The 26182-nt window shown below is 68.1% G+C and carries 18 protein-coding genes, 2 pseudogenes and 2 riboswitches; of the genes and pseudogenes, 6 read left to right on the top strand and 14 right to left on the bottom strand.

Going from position 1 to position 26182, the window contains the following annotated elements; all coding sequences use genetic code 11:
- Positions 1-73 precede the first annotated feature (73 nt).
- Positions 74-1066 (top strand): hypothetical protein, encoded by a 993-nt coding sequence (locus H288_RS0102990; RefSeq protein ID WP_020091110.1) that lies wholly within the window; start codon positions 74-76, stop codon positions 1064-1066.
- On the opposite strand, the gene H288_RS0102985 is transcribed toward H288_RS0102990, so the two are convergent.
- The 8 genes from H288_RS0102985 to H288_RS0102950 form a co-directional block, all read right to left on the bottom strand.
- Entirely contained in the window at positions 1042-1572 is a 531-nt protein-coding gene (locus H288_RS0102985) for an AAA family ATPase (RefSeq protein WP_020091109.1), read from the bottom strand. The genes H288_RS0102990 and H288_RS0102985 overlap by 25 nt on opposite strands.
- A gap of 11 nt (positions 1573-1583) precedes the next feature.
- A complete protein-coding gene (locus H288_RS0102980) occupies positions 1584-2549 on the bottom strand; it encodes a hypothetical protein (protein ID WP_026604616.1) in 966 nt (321 codons plus the stop codon).
- Positions 2527-3342, bottom strand: a complete 816-nt coding sequence (locus H288_RS0102975; RefSeq protein ID WP_020091107.1) for an ABC transporter ATP-binding protein — start codon at positions 3340-3342, stop codon at positions 2527-2529. Before H288_RS0102975 ends, H288_RS0102980 begins: the two co-directional genes overlap by 23 nt.
- Positions 3339-4385: an iron ABC transporter permease gene (locus H288_RS0102970; protein WP_020091106.1), complete on the bottom strand. Its 1047-nt coding sequence runs from the start codon at positions 4383-4385 to the stop codon at positions 3339-3341. Before H288_RS0102970 ends, H288_RS0102975 begins: the two co-directional genes overlap by 4 nt.
- Positions 4382-5215, bottom strand: coding sequence for an ABC transporter substrate-binding protein (locus H288_RS0102965; protein ID WP_026604615.1), 834 nt, complete (start codon positions 5213-5215; stop codon positions 4382-4384). The genes H288_RS0102970 and H288_RS0102965 overlap by 4 nt, the downstream gene beginning before the upstream one ends.
- 8 nt (positions 5216-5223) lie before the next feature.
- Complete coding sequence (locus tag H288_RS0102960; RefSeq protein WP_020091104.1) at positions 5224-7194, bottom strand: TonB-dependent receptor; 1971 nt, start codon at positions 7192-7194, stop codon at positions 5224-5226.
- Positions 7195-7312: 118 nt separating this feature from the next.
- Positions 7313-7522, bottom strand: a riboswitch (cobalamin riboswitch).
- A gap of 640 nt (positions 7523-8162) precedes the next feature.
- Positions 8163-9344 (bottom strand): heparan-alpha-glucosaminide N-acetyltransferase domain-containing protein, encoded by a 1182-nt coding sequence (locus H288_RS0102955; RefSeq protein ID WP_020091103.1) that lies wholly within the window; start codon positions 9342-9344, stop codon positions 8163-8165.
- Positions 9344-11401, bottom strand: coding sequence for a TonB-dependent siderophore receptor (locus H288_RS0102950; protein ID WP_106735893.1), 2058 nt, complete (start codon positions 11399-11401; stop codon positions 9344-9346). Before H288_RS0102950 ends, H288_RS0102955 begins: the two co-directional genes overlap by 1 nt.
- 181 nt (positions 11402-11582) lie before the next feature.
- Positions 11583-11778: riboswitch (cobalamin riboswitch) on the bottom strand.
- Between the two features lie 821 nt (positions 11779-12599).
- Between H288_RS0102950 and H288_RS32055 the strand changes: the two are divergent.
- Positions 12600-13776, top strand: a pseudogene (locus H288_RS32055) (IS3 family transposase).
- 318 nt (positions 13777-14094) lie between these two features.
- Here H288_RS32055 and H288_RS0102930 read toward each other — a convergent pair.
- The 3 genes from H288_RS0102930 to H288_RS0102920 all read right to left on the bottom strand — a co-directional run bounded on the left by H288_RS0102930 (position 14095) and on the right by H288_RS0102920 (position 18841).
- Positions 14095-17244, bottom strand: a complete 3150-nt coding sequence (locus H288_RS0102930) for a CusA/CzcA family heavy metal efflux RND transporter (protein WP_020091099.1) — start codon at positions 17242-17244, stop codon at positions 14095-14097.
- A 9-nt stretch (positions 17245-17253) separates the two neighbouring features.
- Positions 17254-18492, bottom strand: coding sequence for an efflux RND transporter periplasmic adaptor subunit (locus tag H288_RS0102925; protein WP_245274461.1), 1239 nt, complete (start codon positions 18490-18492; stop codon positions 17254-17256).
- 151 nt (positions 18493-18643) lie between these two features.
- Positions 18644-18841 (bottom strand): polyhydroxyalkanoate synthesis regulator DNA-binding domain-containing protein, encoded by a 198-nt coding sequence (locus tag H288_RS0102920; RefSeq protein WP_020091097.1) that lies wholly within the window; start codon positions 18839-18841, stop codon positions 18644-18646.
- A 246-nt stretch (positions 18842-19087) separates the two neighbouring features.
- Here H288_RS0102920 and H288_RS0102915 point away from each other — a divergent pair, with 246 nt between their 5' ends.
- Together H288_RS0102915 and H288_RS0102910 are read left to right on the top strand one after the other, a co-directional pair.
- Positions 19088-19765 carry a response regulator transcription factor gene (locus tag H288_RS0102915; protein ID WP_020091096.1) on the top strand — a complete coding sequence of 226 codons (678 nt, stop codon included), beginning with the start codon at positions 19088-19090 and terminating at the stop codon, positions 19763-19765.
- Positions 19758-21176 (top strand): ATP-binding protein, encoded by a 1419-nt coding sequence (locus H288_RS0102910; protein WP_020091095.1) that lies wholly within the window; start codon positions 19758-19760, stop codon positions 21174-21176. The genes H288_RS0102915 and H288_RS0102910 overlap by 8 nt, the downstream gene beginning before the upstream one ends.
- A gap of 516 nt (positions 21177-21692) precedes the next feature.
- Here H288_RS0102910 and H288_RS0102905 read toward each other — a convergent pair.
- Positions 21693-23309 (bottom strand): FAD-dependent oxidoreductase, encoded by a 1617-nt coding sequence (locus H288_RS0102905; protein WP_026604614.1) that lies wholly within the window; start codon positions 23307-23309, stop codon positions 21693-21695.
- A 76-nt stretch (positions 23310-23385) separates the two neighbouring features.
- Here H288_RS0102905 and H288_RS35540 point away from each other — a divergent pair.
- Positions 23386-23871, top strand: a pseudogene (locus tag H288_RS35540) (IS481 family transposase); the annotation flags it as partial.
- Positions 23872-24332: 461 nt separating this feature from the next.
- Here H288_RS35540 and H288_RS35535 read toward each other — a convergent pair.
- Both H288_RS35535 and H288_RS0102895 read right to left on the bottom strand, forming a co-directional pair.
- Complete coding sequence (locus H288_RS35535; protein ID WP_165923179.1) at positions 24333-24506, bottom strand: hypothetical protein; 174 nt, start codon at positions 24504-24506, stop codon at positions 24333-24335.
- Positions 24507-24585: 79 nt separating this feature from the next.
- Positions 24586-24852 (bottom strand): hypothetical protein, encoded by a 267-nt coding sequence (locus H288_RS0102895; protein WP_020091092.1) that lies wholly within the window; start codon positions 24850-24852, stop codon positions 24586-24588.
- 984 nt (positions 24853-25836) lie between these two features.
- Here H288_RS0102895 and H288_RS0102885 point away from each other — a divergent pair.
- Positions 25837-26061, top strand: coding sequence for a hypothetical protein (locus tag H288_RS0102885; protein WP_020091090.1), 225 nt, complete (start codon positions 25837-25839; stop codon positions 26059-26061).
- The last annotated feature ends 121 nt before the right edge of the window (positions 26062-26182 follow it).

Genomic DNA, 26182 nt, shown 5'->3' with positions numbered 1-26182 from the left:
TGAACCGGGCTACGCGGCGCGCGCGAAATGGTTAGGTTTGAACGGTATCCACCAAACCGGCAGCAGGCCACTCATGCTGATTTCCGACATGATGCAGCCGGCCGGGCGCGTCTTCTTGAAGAGTGAGTGGGGGCCGATCAACGATTACTGGCCGTGCGTCTCCTTCACCAAGCCGTCGGTTGGGGCATGGCTTCGGAGGAAGTTCTTGCCAGGGCGTGACGTACTCATTTACGTCGGCACCACCAGCCCGACCTCCACGGAAAATCCCGACCACCGGAGTTGCCTGCTCTCGGCCGTCGTCATTGAGCCCAACCAGATCCTGGAGACGAAGAAGATCGTCCCGGTCGACAGCTGGAACAACTCAATCGAGCATCACGGGGACCGGTGGCCGCACGCCCTGGCCGCGATCCGCGCCGCGGACATCGTGGGCCCGCCCTATCCCGAGGCGCGGAGGGTGATGCCGAAGTCCTACCGGACCTTCTCCGAGATCGCCAACCGCGGCAACGTCATCGAGGCCCACCCCGACGAACGGGCGGCCATCATGGCGCTTGAGATCAAACCGCTGACGCTAACGCTGCGGGAGGGCGTCGCCGCCTACATCGGCCTCAGGGAGAGCACGAACCCCGCGATCGACAAGACGATCCGGCAGGAGGCATCACGGATGACCCAACTGATCTGCGAGCGGGTCAGCAGGGGAGGCGAGCAGAACGTACGGATCAATCCACAACGGTTCGCCCCTCCGTTCGCGGAGATGAACGCCTTGATCCTGCGGCTTTGGCTGGACGTGCAACGAGGCAAGTGCGCCCTCTGCAGAGGCCCCTTGGTCGCCTCCACCGGCAACCCGATGCTCAAGGCGTCAGCCGACCGCGTCGACAGCGCCAACGGCTCCTACGACGCGGCCAACGTCCAGATCACGCACCTCGCCTGCAACCTCGCGAAGAACCAGTACGGGCAGGAGCAGTTCGACGACTGGGTGCTCGCCGTTCGAGGCGTCCAGCCCGAGGCAAACCTTGACCCATCAACGCCTCGGGCGCGAGGTGATCAGGATCTTACGAATTCAACCTGACTTGGAGGTAGCGACCGCCACCATGCGTCTGGTGCCTGAAAGGCGTCATAGGTCAGCCGCAGGACGGTCTCCGGCTGCCGATGCGACTGGTCGATCCTGCCGCGATCCTCGTTGCGGGCGAGGAGCATCTCCCAGGGAAGGTCGAACACCTTCCACTCGACCGACAGGTTGTATCGCTCGATGACCCGTAGCTCGGCCTCGAACACCTCGCGGGTCAGGTGGGTGTCGGCCATCACGACGCTGAACCCCGCCGCAAGGGCCGCGTCCAGGGCGGCGACTTTCATGCCGTGGAGCAGTCCGCGTGCCTCCTCGTCCCAGCCCGTCCGTCGGACCTGCCAGTAGACGTGACGATCCGGTGGCCAGAACGTCTGGCGCAGGTCGTCCAGGGTGAGGTGCACCCACCCCTGCAACGGATCGTACCGCCGCGCGTAGGTGGTCTTGCCCGAACCGGGGCACCCGATCAGCCCTACCACCCGCTGCCGGCGCGGGGGTGCCTCAACGTCCATGGAGCACTGTGTCAGGCATGGTTGGCGGCGTCCTCGTCCTCGTCGAGCTCGGGGTCAGCCTCGACGGTCTCACCGCGCAGGTAGCGCGCCTGGACCTCGGCGACACGGCGGGCAGCCTGCGCGTGGCGGTTCGACACGAAGCTGTCCGGGCCGAGGTCTCCGCCGCGCTTGGCTGCGAGCAAGTCAGGATCACCCCACCGGTCGAGGAGGCTCTGAAACGCGTCGTGCCGGGCTACGTCGAAGGCGATCCGCTGGCCCATCATGTCCTTGTAGGGGTGGGCCGGATGAATGCCGGCGCAGGGGACCCAGCCTGCCGGGATCGGCGTGGTCGCCGCGTGCGTGCGGCCGCCGCGCAGGAGCTTGGGCAGGACATGAGTGTGAGGGCCCTCCGGGCTGGTGCCGCCGGGGCCCGGGATCGGTGCGTAGACCTCGATGCGTCCGATCCGAGCGATGAACACCCGGTGAGGGCTTAGCGCGACGAGTTGGCGGCCGATGGGGCTCGCAGGGTCGAACAGCGGCAGCCCGACACCGGACCGAAGACAGGCGATGGCCTCCGGGTCGCTCGTGCGCACGCAGGCATCGACCGCCAGGATGCCGAGGCCCAGATCGAACAGGATGGCATCGCGGTCCCGTTCGCGGGCGGCGTCCCGATCCGGACCGAGCTCCGTCACCACGCCGCGCCGGTTCATCGCGCAGCTCGCCTCAGGCAGGCACAGGGCGACGGCGTGGTTCCAGCCGGTCGCGACGGCGGTCTCGTAGGCCACCGGACGCAGGTCGGGACTGGGGGCGAGCGCGATGGCTCCCCGCTCAGTCGCCAGGCCCATGCGCCCGTCCGGCAACGGCGACGTAGCCTCGTCGGGATCGCGCATGAACTCGGCGATGGCCCCGAAGCTGCCGAGGCTCCAGGCGGTGCCGGGATCAGCCAACGCCTCGCGCAGCAGGGTCGTGACCGCGTCAGCACGTGATGGTGACGTCATCGCGTTCCTCCGTCTGAGCCCCGGACCGCGCCCAAGGCAGGATGTATCGTGTTCCGTCCGAAGCCCAGCCCCGCTCGGCTGTGACCCCGAACGCCTCGTTCAGTATGACGTCGGTCAGGGCCTCCTCCGGGGTGCCGTCCGCGACGAGGCGGCCACCGGCCAGCACGACAATGCGGTCGCAGAACCGGGCCGCGAGCGTCAGGTCATGCAGCACGGCGACGACGCCGGTGCCGTCCCGGGAGACGCTCCTCAGAAGCGCCATCGCGTCGAGTTGGTGCGCTGGGTCGAGGGCCGTGACCGGTTCGTCGACAAGAAGCCACGGCGCGTCGACCGCAAGCGCCCGGGCGAGCAAAGCGCGCATGCGCTCGCCCGAGGAGAGGGTCGGCTCGGCTCGGGCGGCGAGATGGACGATGTCGGTGCGCGCCATCGCCCGTTCGACCGCGGCATCGTCGGCCTCGGCCAGGGATGCGAACGCACGACGGTGCGGCAGCCGGCCGAGCGCCACGATCTCGCGAACGGTCATCGGCCAGCCGACGCCGGCCCCCTGGAACAGGGCGGCGATGCGGCGGGCACGCTCCTCGCGGGCTAAGCCGGACAACGGACGGCCGTCGAGAGTGACCTGCCCCTGCATCGGGACAATGACCCCTGCCAGAACGCGAAGGAGCGTGGTCTTCCCGGCCCCGTTCGGGCCGACCAGCCCGACGAAGCGGCCCGGCCGAAACGTCAGATCGATGTCCGAGAGGATGTCCCGGCCATCCAACGTCACCTGGGCGCCGTGCAGGCCGAGGCTCATGCCCGCCTCCCGCGGCTGCGCAGGAGCAGCACGATCAGGAATGGCGCCCCGACCAGCGCCGTCACGACGCCGAGCTTGAGTTCCGGCCGGGTGGCGAGCAGGCGCACGCCGATATCCGCCGCAAGGACCAGGACCGCTCCCGCGAGGCCGCTCGGCAGCAGGCAGGCGCCGGGGCGAGACCCGACCAGCGGCCGCATCAGGTGCGGCACGACGAGGCCGACGAAACCAATGGCTCCGGACACCGCGACCCCGCTGCCGACGGCCAGGGCCGCGCCCGTAACGAGACGCAGGCGCACTGAGACCAGGCCTACCCCGAGGCTTGCGGCGGTGTCCTCGCCGAGCGTCAGGGCGTCGAGGGCGGAGCCGGTCGACAGCATGAGGGCCCAGCCGACAGCCATCAGCGGCAGGCATAGGAGCACGTGGTCGAGGCTGCGGTCGCTGAGCGAGCCCATCAACCAGAACACGACCTCCAGGGCCGCGTAGGGGTTCGGCGACAGGTTCAGCGCCAGCGCGGTCAAAGCCCCGGCTAGGCTCGACAGCCCGACTCCTGCAAGGATCAACCCGAGGGTGCTGCTGCCGCGGGCGGCGAGCGCGTTCAGGAGGAGCGCTGCGACGCCGGCGCCGGCGATGCCGCCGAGCGGCAGGGCAAGGCCCATGGTGGCGGCGAACCCGCCGTAGAAGACGATGACAGCGCCCAGCGCCGCGGCGGACGAGATGCCGAGGATGCCGGGGTCCGCGAGCGGGTTGCGCAGGTATCCCTGCATGGCCGCGCCGGTCAGGCCGAGGCTGAAGCCGACCAGGGCTCCCAGTAGCGCGCGGGGAATACGAAGCTCCCAAAGGACCAGGGCCGGCAGCGTCGTGCGACCGGCGATGAGGTCCGCAAAGGCGGCGGGCACGTCGAAGGGCGCGTAGCCGATGGCGATGGAGGCGAGCGTCAGCGCGAGGGTGGTGAGGCCCAGGACGGCGATGACGGTTCGCCGGGCGCGCGGCGTGCCGAGGCGACGGGAGACCGTTGGATGGAGCGAGGTGACCGGCGCATTCATGGCCGGGGTGCCCGCTCGTTCGCCGCATCGGCGAGATGCGCCACGACCTCCGCGACCTGCGGCCCCGGACAGGTCCAGAAGCGGTTCGGGATGTCGACCGTCCGGTGCGCCCGCGCGAGGGCCCGGAAAACGGGATGGTACAGGAGCGTGTCCGCCAAGGAAGGCCAGCCCGGCGCACCCTCGTCGACGACGATCAGGTCCGGGTTCACAAGCGCCGCGGCTTCGAGGGGCACCTGCCCGAAACGGTCACGTCCGATCTCGGCCGAGACGTTGGCGAGGCCGGCGGCGCGGATCAACGCGTCACCCAGCCCCCCGGGCGCGACCGTGAACGCGTTCGGGCGCATGACGAGCGCGCGGAGGGGCTGCCTCGCCGGCACGATGGAAGCGAGACGCGCATCGAGCGCCGCGACCATCGCCTCGCCCCGTTCGGGGTGGCCCAGGGCCGCCGCGACCTGCCGGATCTGGGCACGAACGCCGTCGAGATCGGCCGGCACGCCGAGTTCGAGCACGGGGGCGCCGACGCGCTTGAGCATGCCCACCGTCGTGCGCGTCGTGAAGGCTCCGGCGATCACCAGGTCGGGCTTCAAAGCCACGACCTCCTCGGTAAGGCCCCGCGTCACCGGCAGCCCGATAGCCTCGCTCGCGACCGTCGACCCGCGCGGGTCACGGGCGAGATAGGTGACGGCCAGAACCTGGTTGCGGTCGGCCAGCCGCAGGACGAGCTCGTCGGCGCACAGGTTCATCGAGACGACGCGCACTGGACCCGCCGCCGCACCAGCGGATACGGCGGACAGGATCACCGCGAGGGCCATCGCGAGGCGCAAGGGCATCGGCGACCTCAAAACGAGGTCACGCGGACGCCGCCATAGACGGCGAGCCCCGGACCCTGGAAGCCAGTCGGGTTCTGGTAGCGCTGGTCGAACAGGTTATCGATCCGCCCGAAAACCGTGAGGGTCTCGCTCCAGGCGTAGTTGACCGACAGGTTCACCAGCGTGAAGCCGGGAGCCCTCAGGCGCGGCACGGAGAAGTCCCGGTTGCCGTCCACGAACGACCCCAGCACGATGAGCGTGCCGGTCATGGTCAGGCCCGGCATCAGGTTCCAGATCGCGGTCGCGCTGACCTTGTTGCGTGGCCGGCGCAGCAGTTCCTGGTGGGCGATCTCATCCTTCGTCACCGTGGTGGTCCAGTCCAGCCGCCCACTCCAGAACTCGTTGAAACGCAGGGCGACGAAGCTCTCGGTGCCGTAGGCGGTCGCCCGGCCGACGTTCACGTTGGTCGAGAAAGTCGGGAGGAAGGTCGTCTGGATGAGGTTCTTAAAGTCGGTCTCGTAGTAGGTCGCCCCCACCGTCATGAACCCGTCGAACAGCGGCTGCTCGAAGCCCCCGTCGAACCCGAAGCTCTCCTCCGGTCGCAGGTTCGGGTTCCCGAAGAAGCGGAAGCCCGGGTAGTCCTGGTAGAGCTGGCTCAGGGTCGGCGGTTTGAAGCCGGTCCCGACGCTGCCCTTTAGGCGGGTTCCGGTGCCGGGCACGATGTAGCTCGGCGCCACCCGGTAGGTGGTCGCGCCGCCGAATTGGTCGTTCGCGTCGTGGCGGATGTTGGCGACCAGCGCGGCCCCCGCGAAGGGCGTCGTCTGAAGCTCGGCGAAGCCGGCGGTGTTGCCGTTGGACCGGTCGATTCCGGTCGTCTCGAAGCGCTCGTCCTCGCGCTGGGCACCGAACAGGACGAGATTGTCGGGAGAGATCTGCCAGTCGCCGCGATAATCGAACCGGGTTCGCTCGCCGAGGTAGGTCGTCGGCGTCGGCGGCGCGAGGGGATCCAGCGGGCCGGCGAACAAGCGATCGAACTTGGAGTAGTTCGCCCCGAAGACGTTGTGGAAGCCCGGCACCGGCGTCCACTCGGCCTCGCCCCTCATGATCAGCTGCTGCTGATCGTTGAGGTTCCGGTACGGCAGCGGCACGTACGGGAAGCCGCCGTCGGCCTGGTCGAGATAAGTGCTGTCGGAGAAGCGAAGGACGTAGTTGAGGCGGAACTCGTCGGTGAGTTGCGCGCCGAGCTTGGTCGAGACCGTCTTGATGTCGGTGAAGGCGGTCCGCAGCGGCACGCCGCGGGGCAGCAGCTCGAACGGGGTGACCTGGACGGCGGATTGCCGGATGTGGCCGACCGACACCGAGTAGTCGAAGATCCCCTCCGAACCCGAGACGTTGCCGAACTGGTTGAAGGTGCCGAACGAGCCGCCCTCGACGGTCGCCGTCGCCCGGGCCGGTCCCTCGCCGCGCTTGGTCACGACGGAGATCACGCCGCCGATGGCGTCGGCACCGTAGAGGCCGCTCTGGGGCCCCCGGAGCACCTCGATCCGCGAGAGGTCGTAGGTCTGCAACTGGCTGAAGTCGAAGGCGCGGTTCGGGGTCGAGGGGTCGTTGACGTCGATGCCGTCGATCTGGACCTTCACGTGGTTCGAGTTGGTGCCGCGGATGAAGACTGAAGTCTGGCCGCCGGCGCCGCCGGTCTGCACGACGTTGAGGCCGGGCACCTGCTGCAGGGCATCCGGCACCGTCCGGCGCTGTTGCTCCTGAAGGAGGCGGTCGGTGAGCACGGTGACACTCGATCCTGTATTGGCGATCGGCGTCGGCACGCCGGTGGCCGACACCGAGATCTCGGACAGGGAGACCGCGGCCTGCGCGCCTCCCGGGGCATCGGCGAAGGGCGCGGCGACCTGCTGGGCAAGGGCGGGACTGGCGGCGAACAAGGCGGATGCGGCGCAGGACAGCGCCAGCACGCGGTGGAGCGCGTAGAGAGTGGAACAGGACACGGGACGGCCTCGGGGGACGGCTGTGGCACGTCACCGCGAACGAGGCCTCGGCGGTCGCGTCCTCAAGGGAACCACGGCGCCGCGACACCTCCCAGGACACCCCGCCCGGCAAGCTCCGCGTGTGACCACGGCTGACGGCAGGTCTCCTGGCTCGCGGGTCGTCGCCCTCTCATCGTCTTCCCGGGCGAGGCCGCCCAGTGACGTCGTGATGAAGGACTCGCCGCTTACAGTTGCGGGGGCAGCCGCGGCATCGGCCGAGCCCTCACGGGCGTGGCCTCACCGCGTTCCCTTTTGATCCCCGAGGGGAACCGTCACGCTCAAGCTAGGCTGCGATGCGTCCATCCGTCAACGCTGGGAAACACGTTGTTCAGATGTGTGGCGTTCGAGGGGGGCGGTCGCCGCCTCGATAACCCGTGCATGGATGGCCGCGGGGCACCAACGAGACCGCCCCGTCTAGGCCGCCTTTGGTGGGACGCCAGGCACGGCTACATCTCGGACGCACGTGCAAGTCTGAGTTAGGTGGACAGCGGACCTAGCTGGAACGCGCGCTGATGCAATCTCAATGGGTGTTTATGGGTCGTGGCGGCCTTGCACGCGTATTCCGTTCCGCAGATGATCGCTCGACCGTCTAGTAGGAGATCGCAATGAGTTCGGATCGGTCGGAACTTGAGTGGTTTTATCCGTACCAACAAGGACGTTTGAATTCTTCAAACAAATGGATCGCCTCGGGGCCATGGCCGACTAATAACAAGGCTATGGAACGACGAGAGTTCGATAAGGCTGACGGTAACGTAGGAACGCCTTTCCAGGCCGCATCACAGGTCGAGGCTCAAGAAGAAATCGACAAAGGCCGGACGTACTAGCGGCCATCCTCCATAAGGTTGCTTCCGATATATCGGCCCGCTCGGTTCAATGTCCGTGTTGGGTCGCAAGCAGACCGTCGTATACCGAAGCCGATGGGTTCGACCCTAGAGGTACTTGAGCCAGGCAATGTCGCGTCGCGACGCCTTGAGGCGCGAGAACCAGGCGGTCGGGAAGTATAGGGGCGGGATCAGCGCCGCGTACCACACCAGGACCCACGCGTAATTGCCGACGCCAAACACGGTGCCCTGGGTCGCGCCCCAGATCGCGAACGCGCCGTGGTAGAGCAACCGGAGAACGGTCAGATGGAGCAGGTAGAAGAAGAGCGGAGCACCGCCGAAAACCGCCAGCGCGGCGACGACCGGGCGGTCGCCCATCCGCTCCAGCGCGACGAGCAATAGCGCCCCGAGCCCGAGCGTCAGAAGCAGGAACAGCAGCGAGGGCGGATACTTCGTCAGCGCGAAGACGCTCATCGCGGTCCGCAGGACGCTGTCGTCGACAACGAACCAGGGCTTGTCCCCATAGTCGTTCGCCAGGCGCAGCAGCGCGAAGGCGACCAGCATCGTGATGCCGACGACAGCCAAACGGCGCTCGCGCGTGCCTGTGGCGACGCCCGGCAGGAACCACGGACCGATGGCATAGCCGAGCGCGATGACCCCGATCCAGGGAAGCACCGGGTAGGTCGTCTTGGCCACCAGACCGAACGGGAGCGCGATGACGTCGCGCTGGTGCAGCATGGCCCAGACGGTGAAGAAGGGATCATCGGGCCGGAGGTGGATCGGGTCGAGGAGGTTGTGCCCGCAAACGAGCAGCATCCCGACCGCGATGAGAAACGAGCGCGGCAGGCCGACCAGCGCCGCCAGGACGATCATGCACACGCCGATGCACCAGATCACCTGAAGCCAAAGCGTCGGGCTGGCCACCCCCCAGTACAGCTCCGAGAGGTAGAACACCTCCAGCGCCATCAGGACGAGCCCGCGCCTCACGAGGTAAGCGCGCGTCTCCGCCAGCGTGTGCCGGGTGCCGAACAGGTACGCGGCCACCCCCGTCAGCACGATGAAGATGGGCGCGCACAGGCTGACCGCGAGGCGTGCGAGATACAGGGCCGGCAGGGCGGTCCTGGCATCCATCGGGTCGGCGACCGGCACGTGCAGGAACCAGGTTTCCCGCAGGTGGTCGAGAAGCATCAGCACCATCACCAGCCCGCGCAGGGCGTCGATGGAGGCGATGCGTCCGGTCCTGGCCGATTCCTCGGTCGCCGCGTCCAGCGTGCCCGGATGGACGCCCATCAGAACCGCGCCGTCATGCTGATGGTCACCCGGCGAGGCTCGCCGACGCCGACCCAGAAGGCGTTGTAGGAGCGCTCGTAGTAGGTCTCGTCGAAGATGTTATCGACGTTCAGCCCGAAGCGCAGGTTCTCGTAGCGGTAGTAGGCCAGGGCATCGGTCAGCACGTAGCCGGGGAGCCGAAACCGCTCGTTGCCGCTGTCCCCGAGACGCGAGCCGACGGCCCGGACGCCTCCGCCGAGCCCGAAACCCTTCCAGTCACCGGCCTGGACCTCGTAGACGCCGAGCAGGCTGCCCGAGTGGCGCGGGATGTTGAGTAGCGGCGAGCCGACCCGCAGGACCTCGTCGCGGGTCACCGCGGCGTCGATGAAGGCGTAGCCCCCGATCAACCGAAACTCCGGCGTCACCTGTCCGACGAAGCTGAGGTCGAAGCCCTGGCTGCGCACCGCGCCGGCGGCGATCTGGAAGAAGAAGTCCCGCGGGTCGGTCGTGAGGACGTTCTCCTTCTCGATGTGGAAGGCCGCGCCGGTCACGCTCAGGCCGGTGAAGAGGTCGAGCTTGACGCCCGCCTCGTAGCCGAAGCCGGTCTCCGGGGCGAAGGGTCGGGTCGCGATGTCGAAGCCGGTATTGGGCCGGAACGAGGCCGCCACGTTGCCGTAGAACGAGAGGAAGGAGAGCGGCTGGTAGACGAGACCCGCGCGGGGCGAGAAGCCGGTCCGGTCCTGCTCCGTGCGCTCGTTGCCGACTTTGTCGCGGAAGGTCTGGTTGTAGAAGTCGGTCCGGTTGCCGAGGAGCAATTTCCATTCCGGGCTGAGCGCAATCTGATCCTGGACGTAGATGGCGGTGTTCCCGACGTTCTCGCTCGCGCTGTAGCGCCGCGTGAAGGGCGGCTTGGGCTGGCCGTAGACCGGGTTGAACAGGTCGATGGCGAACGGGTCGAGCCGCGGCGTCGAGCGCAGCAGGTTCTCGGTGCTGTTGTAGCGCTCGTGCTCAAGGCCGAGCAGCACTGTGTGCGCGAACGGCCCGGTATCGAAGTGCCCGACGAGCTCGGCCTGCCCGATGGCGACGCCCCAGGTGAAGTCGTGCCGGCGGAACTCGCGCAGCAGGGTGCGGCCGTCGTCGAGGAGGCCGGTCGCGCCGGTCTGCAGGCCGGTCAGGCTGCCGGTGTTGAAGTGGCCGGCAACCCTGAGCTGCCAGTCGGCATTGAAGGCGTGATCCAGGCGGATCTGCAGGATCCCGGCTGCTGACACCGAGTCGTCGCCCGGCTCACCAAAGAATCGCGAGCGCGGGACGAGGCCCAGGCGGTTGTTCACCGCGACCGTCCCGCGGTCGAAGGTCTGACGGTTGCGAAGGTACTGCGCCTCGACGGTGAGCTTGGTGTCTGGGCTAATCAGCCAACTCACCACGGGCGCGACCAGGACACGGTCGCCGTCGACGAAATCGCGAAAGCTGTCCTGCCGGGCGAGCGCGCCGTTGAACCGGTAGAGGACGGTGCCCTCCTCGTTCAGCGGTCCGCCGGCGTCGACGGTGGTGCGCGCCGTGCCGAAGCTCCCGAACAGGGTACCCATCTCGACGAAGGGCAGCGCCACGGGCTGCTTGGTCAGAATGTTGACGGTGCCGCCCGGGTCGCTGCGTCCATAGAGTGCCCCGCTCGGACCTTTGAGCACCTCGATGGACTGCACGTTCTGTGTGTCCGGCGCGCCGTTGTAGCCGCGGGCGATGTTGAAGCCGTTGAAGAAGATGTCTTGGGTAGCGAAGCCGCGCACCGAGTAGAGCGCGAGGTTCTGGGCGCCGAAATTATTCTGCTTGTTGACGCCCGGGACGTAGTCGAGCGCTCGTTCGACCCGGGTGGCGGCGGTGTCCCGCAGGACCTCCTGGGGCACGACGTCAACCTGCTGGGGCAGCGAGAGCCGCGGCGTCACCGTCTTGGTGCCGCTGTAGAGATCTTTGACCTGGTACGTGGGGGCGGCGGTGTAGCTGCCCTCGACCGAGAGTGGGTCGAGTACGACCGAGGCCGGAGCGGTGTCAGCTCGTAGGCCCTGGGCGGTCGCTGGGGCCAACCCAAGGGAGACGAGCGCGAGCGATGCGACGGATGCGCGAAGCCGCCATTGCGGAGCGGGACGGGACACGGGCCTGGGACCTCGGGACGGCAGTGGCACGTCACCGCGAACGAGGCCTGGGCCACCGCCTCACGAGGCAGCGCTTCGACACCCGTCAGGACACCCCGCCCGACGCGTTTCGCGTGTGACCACGGCTGACGGCAGGTCTCCTGGCTCGCGGGTCATCGCCCTCGCACCGTCTTCCCGGGGTGACCCAGTGACATGGTGGTGAAGGGCTCGCCGCTTACAGTTGCGGGGGCAGCCACGGCATCGGGCTGTCACCCTCACCGCGTTCCCTTTTGATCCCCCGAAGGGGAACCGTCACGGCCCAGCTACAGCCTCACGAACCCGTGAGTCAACGCGAGCCGATGATCGGTCCGGGGACCGCCAGGATCCATCCGCCGATAAGCGCTCCACCGTTTCAGCCGTCCCCAGAAGCTTGCGTTGAGGCGGGCTTCCAGCGCTTGCCGAGACGCATCCCGCAGGCCATTGTGGTGGTACACACGTTGACGAGGCGGATCGCCTAAGTCATTGCCGCAGAACGGAATTCTGGATCATACGGCGGAATCCCCCCCTCTCCGCCACGTACTTGAATTTAATCGTTGATTTAACTGAGTCTTCTGACGGGGTTGCAGTAGCCGGCCCACGTTGCGCCCTACATTTCGAAACGGCTTGTACCGGATGTAGATGGACGATGTGCCCGCGCGCGAGGGCGAACCCGTTGCTCGCTATCATCACCAAGGCCGATTTCTTCGAGAGTCATTCTGATAGCGCAGCCGGGGCGAGGACCCATGCGGCAGCGGTCATGCTCGCTGCCGGACACATGACTATAGTGATTGGGAGTTCAGATCCGCCCACCGACAGTCAGCGTGAGAGGGCGAGTCGCATCCCGATGACCGGCTCGATCTTGCCCCAGAAGAACGCCGAGTACTGCTCCGCGCGATCGGCCGGGCCGGCGTAGCCAAGTTGGTCAGAGGCCGACCTCGGCGAGTTTTGGCTCGCGACTGCCGATGGTACGCTGATAGGCGAGCGCGAGATGCTCGCCGAGCGCGTCGGCCAGTATCTTCTCACATCGAGTATGGGTGGTGTCTCGTGACCTGACCGGCTGGCTTTGGACCGGGCTGATTGAGAGGATCAGCCAGGACCGAAGGCGTCGGACATGCGGCGAGGTCAGAAGACGAGCGGGGAGCAGGTCGTGCTGAAGCTGCGCCAGATCGAGGTGCAGACGGCACAAGGCAAAAGCTTGGCGCTGGCGTGCGAGGAGGCGGAGATCTCTGAGCAGAGCTACGACCGCTGGCGCAAGGAGTACGGCGGCCTCCAAGTCGACCAGGCCAGGAAAATGAAGCAGTTGGAGCGCGAGAACGCTCGGTTACGGCGGCTCGTGGCGGACCTGTCTTTGGAAAAGCAGGTACTGGCGGACGTCGCCTCGGGAAACTTGTAGCCCCCGAGCGGCTCCGGCAGGCGGTCGATGGCATCCGGGAGAAGTACGGCCTCTTGCGAACGTCACGCCTGCCGGATCGTCGGCCTGCACCGGGGCACGCAGCGCTACGTGTCCACGCTACGTGCCCACACTGCTGGCCGACGCGGATGCGCTGACCCGCGCCATCATGGCCCTGGCGTCCGAGTACGGCGCGACAGATACCGCCGTGTCACCGCGCTGCTGCAGGCAGACGGCTGGCCGGTGGGCAAGGATCGGGTTCATCCTTCGAGAACCTCAGGACGAGGGCATCTGGCCTCGCGAGGGGCTGAAGGTCCCCCGGGAGCACCGGCCGCGCAGCCGTATCTGGCTGACCGACGGCTCATGCGTGCAACTACGGCCGCTCCGCCGCGGCCATGTGGGGAGCTTCGACTTCGTGCAGGCGCAGACACATGACGGGCGCAGCTTGCGCGTCCTGACGCTGATCGACGAGCACAGTCGGACATGCTTGGCGCTGAAGGTGGCCCGACGCATCAACAGCGTAGGTGTGATCGAGACGCTGGCCGATGCGATGTGCCTGCACAGCATCCCGGAGCACATCCGCCGCGATAACGGCCCCGAGATGATCTCGAAGGCGCTGCGCCAGTGGGTCGCCAAGACGGGGCCACAGATTCAGTACATCGCACCCGGCTCGCCGTGGGAGAACGTGTACTGTGAGAGCTTCAACGGTAGGCTGCGCGACGAGTGCCTGCGCCAAGAGATCTTCTACTCGCTGAAGGAGGCGCAGATCGTGATTGGTCGATGGCAATCTACCTACAGCCGCGTCCGACCGCATTCGTCGATTGGCTATCGGCCACCTGCGCCTGTCAGCTTCCTAGATCTGGCCTCCCGGCTCCCCGTGGCCGCCGGCATGCAGTAGCCTCGCAATCGGCTCGGTCCAAAATACCGGTCAGGTCAAGGAGACACCCGAGCCGAGGCTATGAAGATGGGGGCATATGCGGACGTTCCGCTGGCGACCCATGCCGGCCGCCCGGATCGCGGCCAAGCTTTCGCTCAAGGCGGTCATCTGCGACCGGCCGCGCACGGTCGGTAGCCATCGAAGTCGGCGGCGACTGTACCTGAGATTCCCTGTTCGAAGCAGTTCAACGCCGCGAACTCTTGAACTCGAGCAGTTTATGTCGCGAGCAACGTCGGTACTCTCGCCCCCCGGCGAACGCAGCCGTCGCCGTGAGTGCGCTCATCGACCGGTCCCCTGCTGCATCCGCTGGCGGGGCTTCGAATGCCGTCGCTTGCCCACCCTGCCGAAGGGCAGGCGCAACGTCGCGATCACCGGATAGACGGCGGGAAGAACGACGAGCGTCAGCAGCGTCGCGGTGATCAGGCCGCCGATCACCACTGAGGCGAGCGGGCGCTGCACTTCCGCACCCGCGCTGGTCGAGAGCGCCATCGGCAGGAAGCCGAGCGCTGCGACAAGGGCCGTCATCATCACCGGGCGCAGGCGCCTCTCGGCCGCCCGGGTGGCCGCCTCCCGCGGGTCGAGGCCGGAAGCCTCGAGGTCGCGGATGGTGCTCGTCAGCACCACGCCGTTCAGGATCGCGATGCCGAAGGTCGCGATGAAGCCGATCGCCGCCGAGATCGAGAACGGCATGTCGCGCACAGAGAGGGCAAGGATGCCCCCCGTCGCGGCCATCGGCACGTTGAGGAAGATCAGCCCGGCGCGGCGGATGTCGCCGAACATCACGACGAGGAGGACGAGGATCCCCGCCAGCGCCGCCGGCACCACCACCGAGAGGCGGGCGGTAGCCTCCTGCAGGTTCTGGTACTGGCCGCTCCATTGCAGCGCGTAGCGGGGCGGCAGCTTGACCTGATCGGACACGGCCTTCTGCGCGGCGTCCACGAAGCTCTGCACGTCGCGGCCGCGGACGTTGGCCTGGATCGAGATCCGCCGCTGCAGCCGCTCGCGGCTGATCTGGGCCGGGCCGGAGGTGACCTCCACCGAGGCCACCATCGCGAGCGGCACCGTCATGGCGGGACCGGTCTCCTTGCCCGGCCGCCCCACCGGCAGGGCGCGGATGCGCTCGATGTCGCTGCGGTCAGCCGGGTCGAGCCGGACCACGATGTCGGTGATGGAATTGTCGTCGCCGTAGACCATGCCGGCGGTGCGCCCGCCGATGCTCTCGACCACGTCGAGCACGTCCGAGACGTTGATCCCGTAGCGGGCGGCCCTGACCCGGTCGACCCGGATCGAGAGCGCCGGCATCCCGGCCTGCGCCTCGGCCTTCACGTCCGCCGCGCCCTGAATGCCTGAGACCACCCGCACGATGGAATCGGCCGTGTCCCTCAGGACCTTCAGGTCGTCGCCGTAGAGGTTGATCGCGACGTCGCCGCGCACGCCCTCCAAGAGGTCGTCCATCCGCATCTGGATCGGCTGCGAGAAGCTGTAGGCGACGCCCGGCACCTCCTCCCGGAGGCGCTTGTCGAAGGCCGCGACGAGCCCTTCCTGGCTGTCGGCGGTCCTCCAGGTCGAGGGGTCGGTCAGGGTGATGAAGCTGTCGGTCGATTCGACGCCCATCGGGTCGGTCGGGATCTCGGCGCTGCCGGTGAGGGAGACGATCCGCTTCACCTCGGGGAAGGATTTCAGCACCCGCTCGATGCGGGTCACGGTGGCGAGCGAGGCGTTCAGCGCGATGCCGGGCAGCTTCTCGGAGGTGATGACGATCGAGCCCTCCGACAGCTTCGGCAGGAACTCGCCCCCGAGCCGCGTGGCCATCGCGCAGGAGCCGGCGAACAGGGCGACCGTCGTGAGCACGGTGGCGAACGCGTGCCGCTCGGCCCAGCGCAGCACCGGCGTGTAGACACCCCGCACCGCGTGGACGAGACGCGTCTCGCGCTCATTGACACCGCGCCCGGCGAGAAAGAGCGCCGCGAGCGCCGGCATCAGGATCAGGGTGACGACGAGCGACGAGGCGAGCGCCAGGATCACCGTGAGCGCCATCGGGGCGAACATCTTGCCGGCCACGCCTTCCAGCGCGAGGATCGGGACGTACACGATGATGATGATCGCCACCGCGAAGATCACCGGGCGGGCCACCTCGGCGGCGGCGTCGCGGATCACGTCGTGGGCCGGGCGGTCCGGGTGCTCGCCCCGGGCGCGGAGCACGTTCTCGATCATCACCACCGCGCCGTCGACGATCAGCCCGAAATCGATCGCCCCGAGGCTCATCAGGTTGCCCGACAGGCCGAGCAGCCGCATCCCGGCAAACGCCATCAGCATCGAGAGCGGGATCGCGGCGGCGACGATCAGCCCTGCGCGCAGGTTGCCGAGCAGCAGGAGCAGCACCACGATCACCAGCACCGCCCCCTCGAGGAGGTTGTGCTCCACCGTGCGGATGGTTCGGTCCACCAGCGCGCTGCGGTCGTAGAACGGGACGATCTCGACCCCCGGCGGCAGTTGCTGGCGCAGGGCGGCGATCGTCTTCTTCACCTCCGCGACCACGGCGCTGGCATTCTCGCCGTAGCGCATCATCGCGATGCCGACGACGGTCTCGCCTTCCGCGTCGTGGGTGACGGCGCCGAGCCGGACCTTGGGGGCCTCCTGCACCGTGCCCAGCGTGCCGAGCGTCACCGGCACGCCGCCGGGGCCCGTCGCGACGACGATGTTCGCGATGTCCTCCGGGCCCTTGGCGAGGCCGAGGCCGCGGATCGTCTCCTGCTGGTCGTTGTGCTCGATGTAGGCGCCGCCCCGGGCGGCGTTGTTCTCGGCGAGCGCCGTGTAGACCTGGACCAGCGTCACGCCGTAGCGGCGCAGCGCGTCCGCCGAGACGCGGACCTCCTCGGTCGGCATCTGGCCGCCGTAGATGTTCACGTCGGCGATTCCGGGGGTGAGCTTCAGCTTCGGCGCGATGGTCCATTGCAGGATGCGCTTGAGCTGCATCGGCGTGTAGGCGGGCCCGCGCAGCTCGAACTGGTAGATCTCGCCGAGCCCGGTCGCCATCGGACCCATCTGCGGATCGCCGACTCCGGCGGGCATCAGGCTCTTGGCCTGGGGCAGGCGCTGGAATACCTCCGCCCGCGCCGCTGTGACCGACACGGATTCGTCGAAGGTGACGTAGACCGCCGAGACGCCGGCCCGGGACGTCGAGCGGACGTTGGAGAGCCCCGGCGCGCCGGCCATCGCGTTCTCGACAGGAAAGGTGACGAGCCGCTCGACCTCCAGGGGGCCGAGCCCCGGCGACAGGGTGAGGATCATCACCTGCTTCGGCGAGATGTCCGGCACCGCGTCGATCGAGAGACCTTCGAGGTTAGCGGCTCCGCCCGCCGCCGCGGCCAGCGCGATCATCAGCACGAGGAAGCGGCGGCGGACCAGGATGGCGAACCAGCTCTTCATCGCCGGCGCTCAATCCGTCGAGCCGAGAAGGCTGCGCAGCAGGATGGCCTTCAGGCCGAAGCTGCCCGCGGTCGCAACACTCTCACCCGCCGCCACGCCTCGGCGCACCTCCACCCAGTCGGTGCGCTGGATGCCCAGCGTCAGGGCCCGCCGCTCGAACCTGTCCGGGGCCGTGCGCACGAAGGCGATGGGGCCGGTGTCCGTCTGCTGCACGGCCGCCGCCGGGATGGTCACGCCGTCGCGACCGAGATCAGCCCCGACCGTCACCGAGACGAAAAGGTTGGCGCGCAGGAGATCCTGCGGGTTGTCGAGTTCGATCCGCGCCGGCGCCGTGTTCGTCGCCGGATCGAGGGCGGCGTTGACCGAGCGGACATGGCCCTCGAAGGGCGGATGGCCGGGCACCGGGCTCTCCACCGAGATCGCATCCCCGGCCTTCACCCGGGAGATGTCGGCCCCGTAGAGGTTCGCCAGCACGACGACACGGGTGGGATCGGCCACCGTGAAGGCGTCGCGCCCGGTATCGACGACCTCGCCCAGGGTGATGCCGACGCTCGTCACCACGCCGGCAATCGGCGTGACCACGGCGCTGGTGCCCGGCGCGGCGCCCTCGGCCGGTGCGAGGCGCTGGTACTGCGCCCGGTACATCTCCGCGTTCGCCTGCGCAGACTTCACCGCAGCCTGTGCCTTGGCGAGATCGACCTGCCGCCGCTCGACCTCGGCTTGCGCCACGCCCCCGAATTTCAGCTGCTCCAGCCCACGCTTCACCTGGAGCGCCGCCACCGCCTCGGAGGCCCGCGCCTCACCGAGGGCGGCTTCAGCCGCCTGAAGCCCGTTGCGGGCGTCGAGGAGGCCGGCGGCATCGAGGGTCGCGAGCGTCTGCCCCGCCGTCACCCGGTCCCCGGGCTGGACGGCGAGGCTCAGTACACGTCCCTGCGTGCGCGGCTTGAGATGCGTCACCCGCCGCTCGTCGAAGGCGACGGTGCCCGGCGCCCGCACCGGGAGCACGATCCGGCGGGTCTCCGCCGTGCCGAAGGCCAAGCCGATCCGCGTCTGCCCCGCCCCGTCGAGGGTGACGAGATCGGGGTTCGCCGGTGCGTCGTCGGAACGGTCCGCCTTCGCCTCGGGGACCGCGGGCGGGGCGAGGCCAAGGCCGGCGAGGAGTGGGCCGCGATAGGTCCAGCCCGCGAAGGCCACGGCGGCCAGCACCGCCAGGATGAGCAGCGCTCGCGGCGCGCGGCTCCGGCTCACAATCGGAGCCGGCGCGGAGGCATCCCCGCGCCCGAAGCCATCGGTCTCGGATGCCTCGGAGACCTCCGCGGGGCGCGCGGACGCTTCGGTGTTCAGCGACATGGACAGGCAGCTTGCCGACCGGTCGGGCCGGACGCTCCGCGGATGAGGTTCATGCGTCGAAGCCGGTGGGGAGCACCTCGTCGCTGACGAAGCGCCCGGTCTCGACCTCGCGGATCACAACCTCGAAGCCCTCGCCACGCCATTCCCGCAGTTGCTCGACGGAGACATAGGTGCGGGTCTTGACGTCGTAGAGCCGGCTCTGGGCGTAACGGTTGATGAGGCGGCGGGGCCGCCGCTTCCGGGGCATGTGTGGACTCCCTCAGCGGTGGGGGATCGCGGCGGATGCGGGGAAGCGGCGTAGCAGGAACAACATCGGAAGAGCCCGCTGAGGATCGCGCCCAGCCGAACAGGGCCCGAGGTGCGCGCTAGAGTCATTCTAATAAGTTGGACGAAGCCGATGGGGCGCCACTAAATTCTGGTTCACAGTTGCTTCCTCGCGCAGACCGCAGGGCCGACATGCGACACACTGGCAACGCGGGAGGACCGGGTTCACGTGGCGAGGCTGCTGCTGATCGAGGATGACGGGGACACGGCCGGGGACGTGCGCGACGACCTGCGCGGGCGCGGCCACGAGGTCGCCTGGGCCGCGACCGGGCCGGACGGCGCTCGCTCGGCGCGGCAGGGCGGCTGGGACGCGATCATCCTCGACCGGATGCTGCCCGGCCAGGACGGGCTCGGCGTGCTGCAGGACCTGCGCCGGGATGGGGACCGGACACCGGCCCTCGTCCTCAGCGCGCTCGGCGACGTCGACGAGCGCATCCGCGGCCTCCGGGCCGGTGGCGACGACTACCTCGCCAAGCCCTTCGCGCTCGGCGAACTCGCCGCACGGATCGAGGCGCTGCTCCGCCGCCCGGTCGACACCCGCGAGACGCTGCTGCGGGTCGGAAGCCTGGAGATCGACCTCATCGCCGGGACGGGCCGGCGCGGCGCGCGCGACCTCGACCTCCTGCCTCGGGAACTCAAGCTCCTCGCCTATCTGATGCGCGCGCCCGGTCGGATCGTCACACGGGCGATGCTGTTCGAGGAGGTCTGGAACTACCGCTTTACTCCGAAATCGAACCTCATCGACGTCCATCTCGGCCGCCTGCGCCGCAAGCTTGAGGCGGCCGGGGAGGCGCCCCTGATCCAGAACGTCCGCGGCGTCGGTTTCACCCTCACGCCCGATGACTGACCTCCTGCGCTCGACCACCCTGCGGTGGGCGGTGGGGATCGCCCTGTGGTCGGTGCTTCTCGCCCTGACGATGTTCGCCTTCATCTACTGGCAGACGGCCTCCTACCTGCGGGAGGAACTCGCCGAGACCCTGCGGCTGGAAGTCCGCGCGGCCGCGGCCGACCCCGCCGCCACGGCGTTGCGGGTCGACACCTGGACCGCCATGGACCCGCATGCCCGGCACTATGGCGGCGACTTCGCTCCGGACGGCGTCCGGCGCGCGGGTAACCTCGATGCGATGCCGAAGGGGCTGCCGCGGGACGGGGATGCCTACCGGGTGAACGCCACGGTGGAGGTCGGGGGCCGCAGCCTTGCCGACGAGATCTGGGCCGCGGCCCTGGCGCTGCCCGGCGGCGGCACGGTGGTGATCGCCCACGACACCGACGACATCGACCGGGTGCGGGTCACGACGCTGCGGGCGCTCGGCCTCGGGCTACTGCCGATGCTGGCGCTCTCCGGGATCGGCGGCCTCGTCCTCGCCCGCCGGGGCCGCAGGCGGTTCGCCGCCACCGAGGTGGCGCTCGCCGAGGTGATGCGCGGCAACCTCGGCAAGCGCCTGCCGGTCGGAGGCCGGGGCGATGAGTTCGACCGCCTTGCCGCCAACGTGAACCGCATGCTCGACGAGATCGAGCAACTGATGGGCGAAGTCCGCAGCGTCGGCGATGCCGTCGCCCACGACCTGCGGACGCCGTTGACCCGCCTGCGGGCCCGGCTGGAACGCAGCCGGGCGCAGGCGCGAACGGTGGCGGAATTGCACGAGGCGATCGATCAGGGCCTCGCCTGGATCGACCAGACACTCGCGATGGTGACGGCCGTGCTTCGGATCGGCGCGATGGAGGAGGGCCGCCGGACCGCCTTCGCGCCGGTCGATCTCGGGGAGGTCGCCGCTGCGGCGGTCGACTTCTTCGAGCCCGAGGCTGAAGAGAGGGGCGTCCGGCTCGTCCTGTCGGCGGTGGGGCCTTTCACCGTCCACGGCGACCGGGACCTCTGCTTCGAGGCCCTGTCGAACCTCATCGACAACGCCGTGAAGTTCACGCCCCCCAGAGGGACCGTCCGGGTCGGGGTCGCCTGGACCGGCCAAGCGATCGAGGTGGCCGTGGAAGATACCGGCCCAGGCCTGCCGGCGAGCGAGCACGAGAAGGTCTTCCGCCGCTTCTACCGCGCCGAGATGTCCCGCCAGACCCCCGGCAACGGCCTTGGCCTCAGCCTGGTCGCCGCCATCGCCAAGATTCACGCCGCAAGCGTGAGTGTTCGCACGTCGGAAAAGGGTGGTTGCCGTTTCGCGATGACGTTCCCGAATTTGACCATCGAAGACCGCACGTCTTCTACTTATTGGACGGCTTTGAGAAAAGATCCGCTTGTCAATTTTTGAATGAATTTCTGGCCCTGCCCGCTAAATGATCTGCCAATGGGCTCGCGTATCAAGAAATGTCGCGGCACGTCTGCTTCCATGTCTATGCCAGTCGAAAGCGGGCCGTTTCAGATCCACCCATCTTGGACGTTCAGAAGAGCGCGTCGTGGTGGTGACCTGGCCGGTCACTAGGTCGAGCGGGGCGCGTTAGTGCCGGTCCTGCAGAGCTTCGCCACTGAGCGCTCTGTGTTCACGGCGCTGTGGCCGGAGAGCCGACGCGGCGATCCAAACGTGAAGGCTTTCCTGGCATTCCTCGGTGGTATGCTCCCATCCCCGACACCTTGGGACAAGCTGTTCGAAGGTGCGGCGAGGGCGTGAGTGGTCCCCGTGGAGATGTCCGCTTCGGGACATCCGCCGGTCGGAAGCAGGCGGGCAATAAGCCACCCGAAACAGTCTGGCAGATAGTCAGCAGAGCTTCCCAGAAACGGCCGTTCGTCGATCCGGCGCTCCGATCGTGTGCGTCCCGGGCGGCGAACTCTACGACCGAACGTGCTCCCACACCTTGGAGATGACGACCGATCCCTCGCCGACCGAGGCTGCGACCCGCTTGACGGAGCTGGCGCGGACGTCGCCGACCGCGAAGATTCCCGGATGCGACGTCGCGTAAGGCGAATGCGCGCCGATCGCGTCTCCGGTCAGGACGAAGCCGTGGCCATCGAGCTCGACGAGCCCCGAGAGCCAGCCGGTATTGGGGGCGGCGCCCACCATGACGAACACGGCGCAGGTCGAGATCCTGCGCGTCGCTCCGTCGGCGCCGGTGCGGATCGTGACCGCGTCGAGATGGTCGTCGCCGTGCAGGTCGGTGACTTCGGCCCCGTACTCGATCGTGATCGCCGGGTCTGCCTCGAGCCGGCTCGACAGGTACCTCGACATGGAGGTGGCGAGCGATTGCCCGCGCACCAGGAGGCGAACGTGCCGCGCTGAGCGGCTGAGATACATCGCAGCTTGGCCCGCCGAGTTGCCGCCGCCAATAATGATTGCCTCGGCATTCCGGCAGTAGCGCGCCTCGATCTCCGTCGCAGCGTAGTAGATGCCGGCGCCCTCGAACGCTTCGAGGCGGTCGATCGGCAACCTTCGGTACTGGACGCCGGTCGCGACGACGACGGCCTGTCCCCGAACGCGCCGGCCGTTGTCAAACGTCGCACAGAACGATCCGTCCTCGAGCCGCTCCAACTTCGCCACCCGTCGCGGCATCGCGAAGCGAGTGCCAAACTTCATCGCCTGGATCTCGCCGCGCCAGACGAGGTCGGCGCCCGAGATCCCGGTCGGGAAGCCCATGTAGTTCTCGATCCGGCTCGATGTGCCGGCCTGACCGCCGATCGCCACATCCTCGATGACCAACGCGCGCAGCCCCTCCGCACCCGCATAGACGCCCGCTGCCACCCCGGCCGGCCCGCCGCCCACGATGAGGACGTCGAAGGCCTCGTCGTCGACGAGGTTGTAGTCGAGGCCGAGCAGCCGCGCGACCTTGGCGGGCGTCGGCTCGGTCACGACCACGTCCCGGCCGAAGATGACCGCCGGTCGGTTTGCCGAGATCGAGCAGGCCGTTGCGACGCTTGCCGCCTCCGGGCTGCCCAACGGATAGGTCCTGTAGGGAAGCCGGTTGCGGCTCGCGAACTCGGCGATCCGCCGTACGCTCCGGTCGTCGTCCTCGCCGATGAGCACGAGCGTGCCGTCGTGCGAGTCGAGCTGCCGCCGCCGCCGTGCGGCGAGGACTGTGATGATGATGTCCGACATCTCCGGAATCTCGGACATCAGTCGCAGCATCTCGGGGCGCGGCACCTCGGTGACGACCGTATCTGCGCTCGCCCGCATGGGCATCGACCAAACGCCGCCGTTCAGGAACGAGATTTCGCCCATGAACTGGGTCGGACCGAGGGTGGATGGGAGATGGCGCTCGTCCGTAAAGGGATTCACGACTTCGATCTCGCCGGCCTCGACATACACGAAGCGATCGGCTGGCTCACCGGCACGAACGAGAAAGGCGCCTGCGGAGTAGTGCTTCTCGGCCCCGATCGCCCGCAATGCGGCGACATGCGATGCAGCGAGGGGTATGCGCTGCATCTCCCGCAGGTCACGGCCGATCGTTTCCAAGGGTCGCTCCCGTCGTAGGCCATCCGCTGCGGCGCAGCATCGATGGCTCGGCCGCTACAGGCAAGACCCTCGATGTTTGATCCCGCGGTGTGGTGGTACGGTCGATCGTCATGCTGCGAGAGATGCCCCGCCGACAGTCCAGAAGTGGCGAACGCGGCAGACGACAGGTGATGCCGCTATGGGGTCGAAGCAGCCCCGTTCGACGGTTCTGACCCCAGCGGAGGAGGTCATCATCGTCGCCTTCCGCCGGCACACCCTGCTGCCGCTGGACGACTGCCTCTACGGCCTACAGCCCACGATCCCGCACCTGACCCGCTCGTCGCTGCACCGCTGCCTGGAGCGGCACGGCATCAGTCGCCTACCAGAAGGAAGGCGACAAGCCCAAGAAGAAGCGCTTCGACGATCATCCCACGGCTACATGCACATCGATATCGCCGAGGTCAGGACAGAAGAAGGCAAACTTGACCTGTTTGTGGCCATCGACCGAACCTCGAAGCTGGCTTTCGCCAAGCTGGAAGCAGAAGCGAACCGCTACACGGCATCGGGCGTCCTGCGCGCGCTGACGAGACGGAGGGACATGGGTTGCCGCTGCGAAAGCGCAGCGATCCTGCTACCCTGCGCACAGCCGTCGCCGCTCGGTGGCGCACCTCAGCGCGAGGCAAGTCGATCATGCATAGCGCGGCGATCAGGTGGCTCGTTGTCGCGCTTGCGGGCTTCGTGAGCACCGAAGCTGTCGCGCGGCGTTCTCGAGCGAGCAGCCCCGCCCCGCGCGGCGCGACTGCGTTCTCCCCCTTCGCTTTCCCGCGACCGCCCAATACCGCGCCGCGTCCCGCCGGCGACGGGATCATCCACTGGAACACGCCGAACAAGGACGGCAATCTCGGCGGACCCGGAACAGGGGGAGGTGGCGGCGGTGGAGGCTGACCCCGCTCAGCTTCGCCATCGGGCGCCCGCGGTCCCGCACTCCGTCGCGGAAGGGGCGGCTCGGAAGCAGTGGCGGCAACCCTCAGGCAGGGACGCCTGTCAGACTGCACTCAGGCCCATCAGCACGACGGCCATTTGCCAGCCGACCACCAGCATCGCGGCGATCCACACCACCGTCGCCACGCCGCCCGCGACCATGATCATCGTGAGGAAGCGATCCATCCAGGGACGCATGGATTGATCCTGAACCGACACTGTCTCGATGTGAGCCATGATTCACCGTCGCATCAGCGTACCGAGTCGATGTCCGCAAGCTTGGTTCCTGCGGCGGAGCACATAGCCCGCCCGCCAGTCAGGCATACAGGAGGTAGAGCACGGTCGCCGGAGCGATCACGACATTGGCTGCGCCGAGGCACACGAGAATCATCACGGCTGTCGCATGGAGGTTCGGCCTGTTCTTGAACATCCATTCCGCAGGGAATGCGAGTACTGTGATCGGCAGCATGCAGAGGACGATCGAGATCCACAGCAGTGCGCCCGGCACGAAAATGAGGAGACCGAGCCGGCTTCTGGGCAACCACTCCGTCCGTTGATCGCGTGCAAGGATGGCTTCCGACATCTGACGCGCCGCCCCCTCTTCCAGATGGCCAATGCAACTAAAAGTGGTATATGTCGGATCAGCGTCACCTCAACGGGAAATCCCCCGGCGCCTCGGGTTCGGATTACGCAGAACCTGAGCAGCACCCGCCGTTGCGTTGCCCACCTGCCGATGGGCCTGTGAACACAGCAGGATAGCGGCGCCCGACAGGGTGACCGGTAACGCGTTCTAGCCTCAGCGGCGGCGTGCGACCCTCGCCGCGACCCAAGGTGAGGCTGGCGCGGGTCTCAGCAGCGCATCGCCGGCCTCGAACCTCGCCACCTCATGGTCCGTGCCGCCCCCGGACCTGCTCTGAAGCGGGCTGTGGACCTCCTCAACACGGAGAACGCCCGATACCCGAAGACCGAAGACACGGAAGACCCGCGGAAGCTGCGTACGCTGCTGGGCGCGAGGCCCGCGTCGGTGCTGAGCGGCAGACCGCTCCTTCCGCCTGCTCCGGATGCGGCAGGGCTTGGCTGACGTCCCGGCGGTCGGCCTCTCGCGAAGGACCGCGATGAGAGCGTCGTCGCGAAGCGGGAGACCGGAATCCGAGCGCCCCGGCTGGCGCAGGTCGATCCTGCCAGGCTCATGCAACAATCGGAGCAATCCTCGCGACATCCAGCTTGACCATAAGGCCGCCTCGGAACAGCCGAGCTGACGGGGCCACGATGACCAAGCCGATCACCCTGACGAACCGTCTCGTCGACGCCGTCGTGACGGCCGCCATGGCGTTCAGTCTCGTCGTGCACGCCCAGGTCATGATCCTGCCGCCGCACTTCGTGTGACGGACGATCGAACGTGGAGGATGCCGAATTTTCTCACCCGCTGTCGCGCGCGTGAGAAGGGGCCGTCGGCCCCGGCTCGGCAGTGCCGAGCAGCTGATCCCTCGCGAACCCAGCAGTTTGCCACATTGAACCATCACCGTTTCATGCACGTATGCGTTGTATATGGAACTTGGAGGTTGTGATGCAGGCATCCGAATGCTGCATCATCCGGGTATCTATCGCCGCGAGCCTCGGCTGGCTCATCGCGATTACCCTGATGTGGAAGCATGGCGTGCTGGCCGCGCTGATCGTCAGCCCCTTGTTCGGGACCGCGGCGGCGATCGCCGCCATGACCCTGTTCTGGTTCGTGAGCCTGTTCGTCTCCTGCGAACCCATCGGGCCGCGGGCGTCTGACACCAACCGGTAGCAGGATCGGAGAAGGTCGCAGCGCCGAGCCATGTGCACCGGGATCGGCACGGCGCCGGCCGGCGCCCGATCGGAGCCGGGCGCGTCGGGGCGTGTCAGGTCCGCATCCTGCGAGGAGCAGG

The sequence above is a fragment of the Methylobacterium sp. 285MFTsu5.1 genome (assembly GCF_000383455.1).
Lineage (GTDB): Bacteria > Pseudomonadota > Alphaproteobacteria > Rhizobiales > Beijerinckiaceae > Methylobacterium.
Note: the sequence above shows the minus strand (reverse complement) of the source record. Positions and strands in the feature narration are given on the sequence as shown.

Coding starts and splice junctions, on each gene's coding strand:
- H288_RS0102930 (WP_020091099.1), bottom strand. CDS start 17,244: ATGAAGAGCTGGTTCGCCATCCTGGTCCGCCGCCGCTTCCTCGTGCTG.
- H288_RS0102920 (WP_020091097.1), bottom strand. CDS start 18,841: ATGCCCCGGAAGCGGCGGCCCCGCCGCCTCATCAACCGTTACGCCCAG.
- H288_RS0102980 (WP_026604616.1), bottom strand. CDS start 2,549: ATGACGTCACCATCACGTGCTGACGCGGTCACGACCCTGCTGCGCGAG.
- H288_RS0102965 (WP_026604615.1), bottom strand. CDS start 5,215: ATGCCCTTGCGCCTCGCGATGGCCCTCGCGGTGATCCTGTCCGCCGTA.
- H288_RS0102985 (WP_020091109.1), bottom strand. CDS start 1,572: ATGGACGTTGAGGCACCCCCGCGCCGGCAGCGGGTGGTAGGGCTGATC.
- H288_RS0102910 (WP_020091095.1), top strand. CDS start 19,758: ATGACTGACCTCCTGCGCTCGACCACCCTGCGGTGGGCGGTGGGGATC.
- H288_RS0102885 (WP_020091090.1), top strand. CDS start 25,837: ATGCAGGCATCCGAATGCTGCATCATCCGGGTATCTATCGCCGCGAGC.
- H288_RS0102955 (WP_020091103.1), bottom strand. CDS start 9,344: ATGGGCGTCCATCCGGGCACGCTGGACGCGGCGACCGAGGAATCGGCC.
- H288_RS0102895 (WP_020091092.1), bottom strand. CDS start 24,852: ATGTCGGAAGCCATCCTTGCACGCGATCAACGGACGGAGTGGTTGCCC.
- H288_RS0102990 (WP_020091110.1), top strand. CDS start 74: ATGCTGATTTCCGACATGATGCAGCCGGCCGGGCGCGTCTTCTTGAAG.
- H288_RS0102975 (WP_020091107.1), bottom strand. CDS start 3,342: ATGAGCCTCGGCCTGCACGGCGCCCAGGTGACGTTGGATGGCCGGGAC.
- H288_RS35535 (WP_165923179.1), bottom strand. CDS start 24,506: ATGGCTCACATCGAGACAGTGTCGGTTCAGGATCAATCCATGCGTCCC.
- H288_RS0102970 (WP_020091106.1), bottom strand. CDS start 4,385: ATGAATGCGCCGGTCACCTCGCTCCATCCAACGGTCTCCCGTCGCCTC.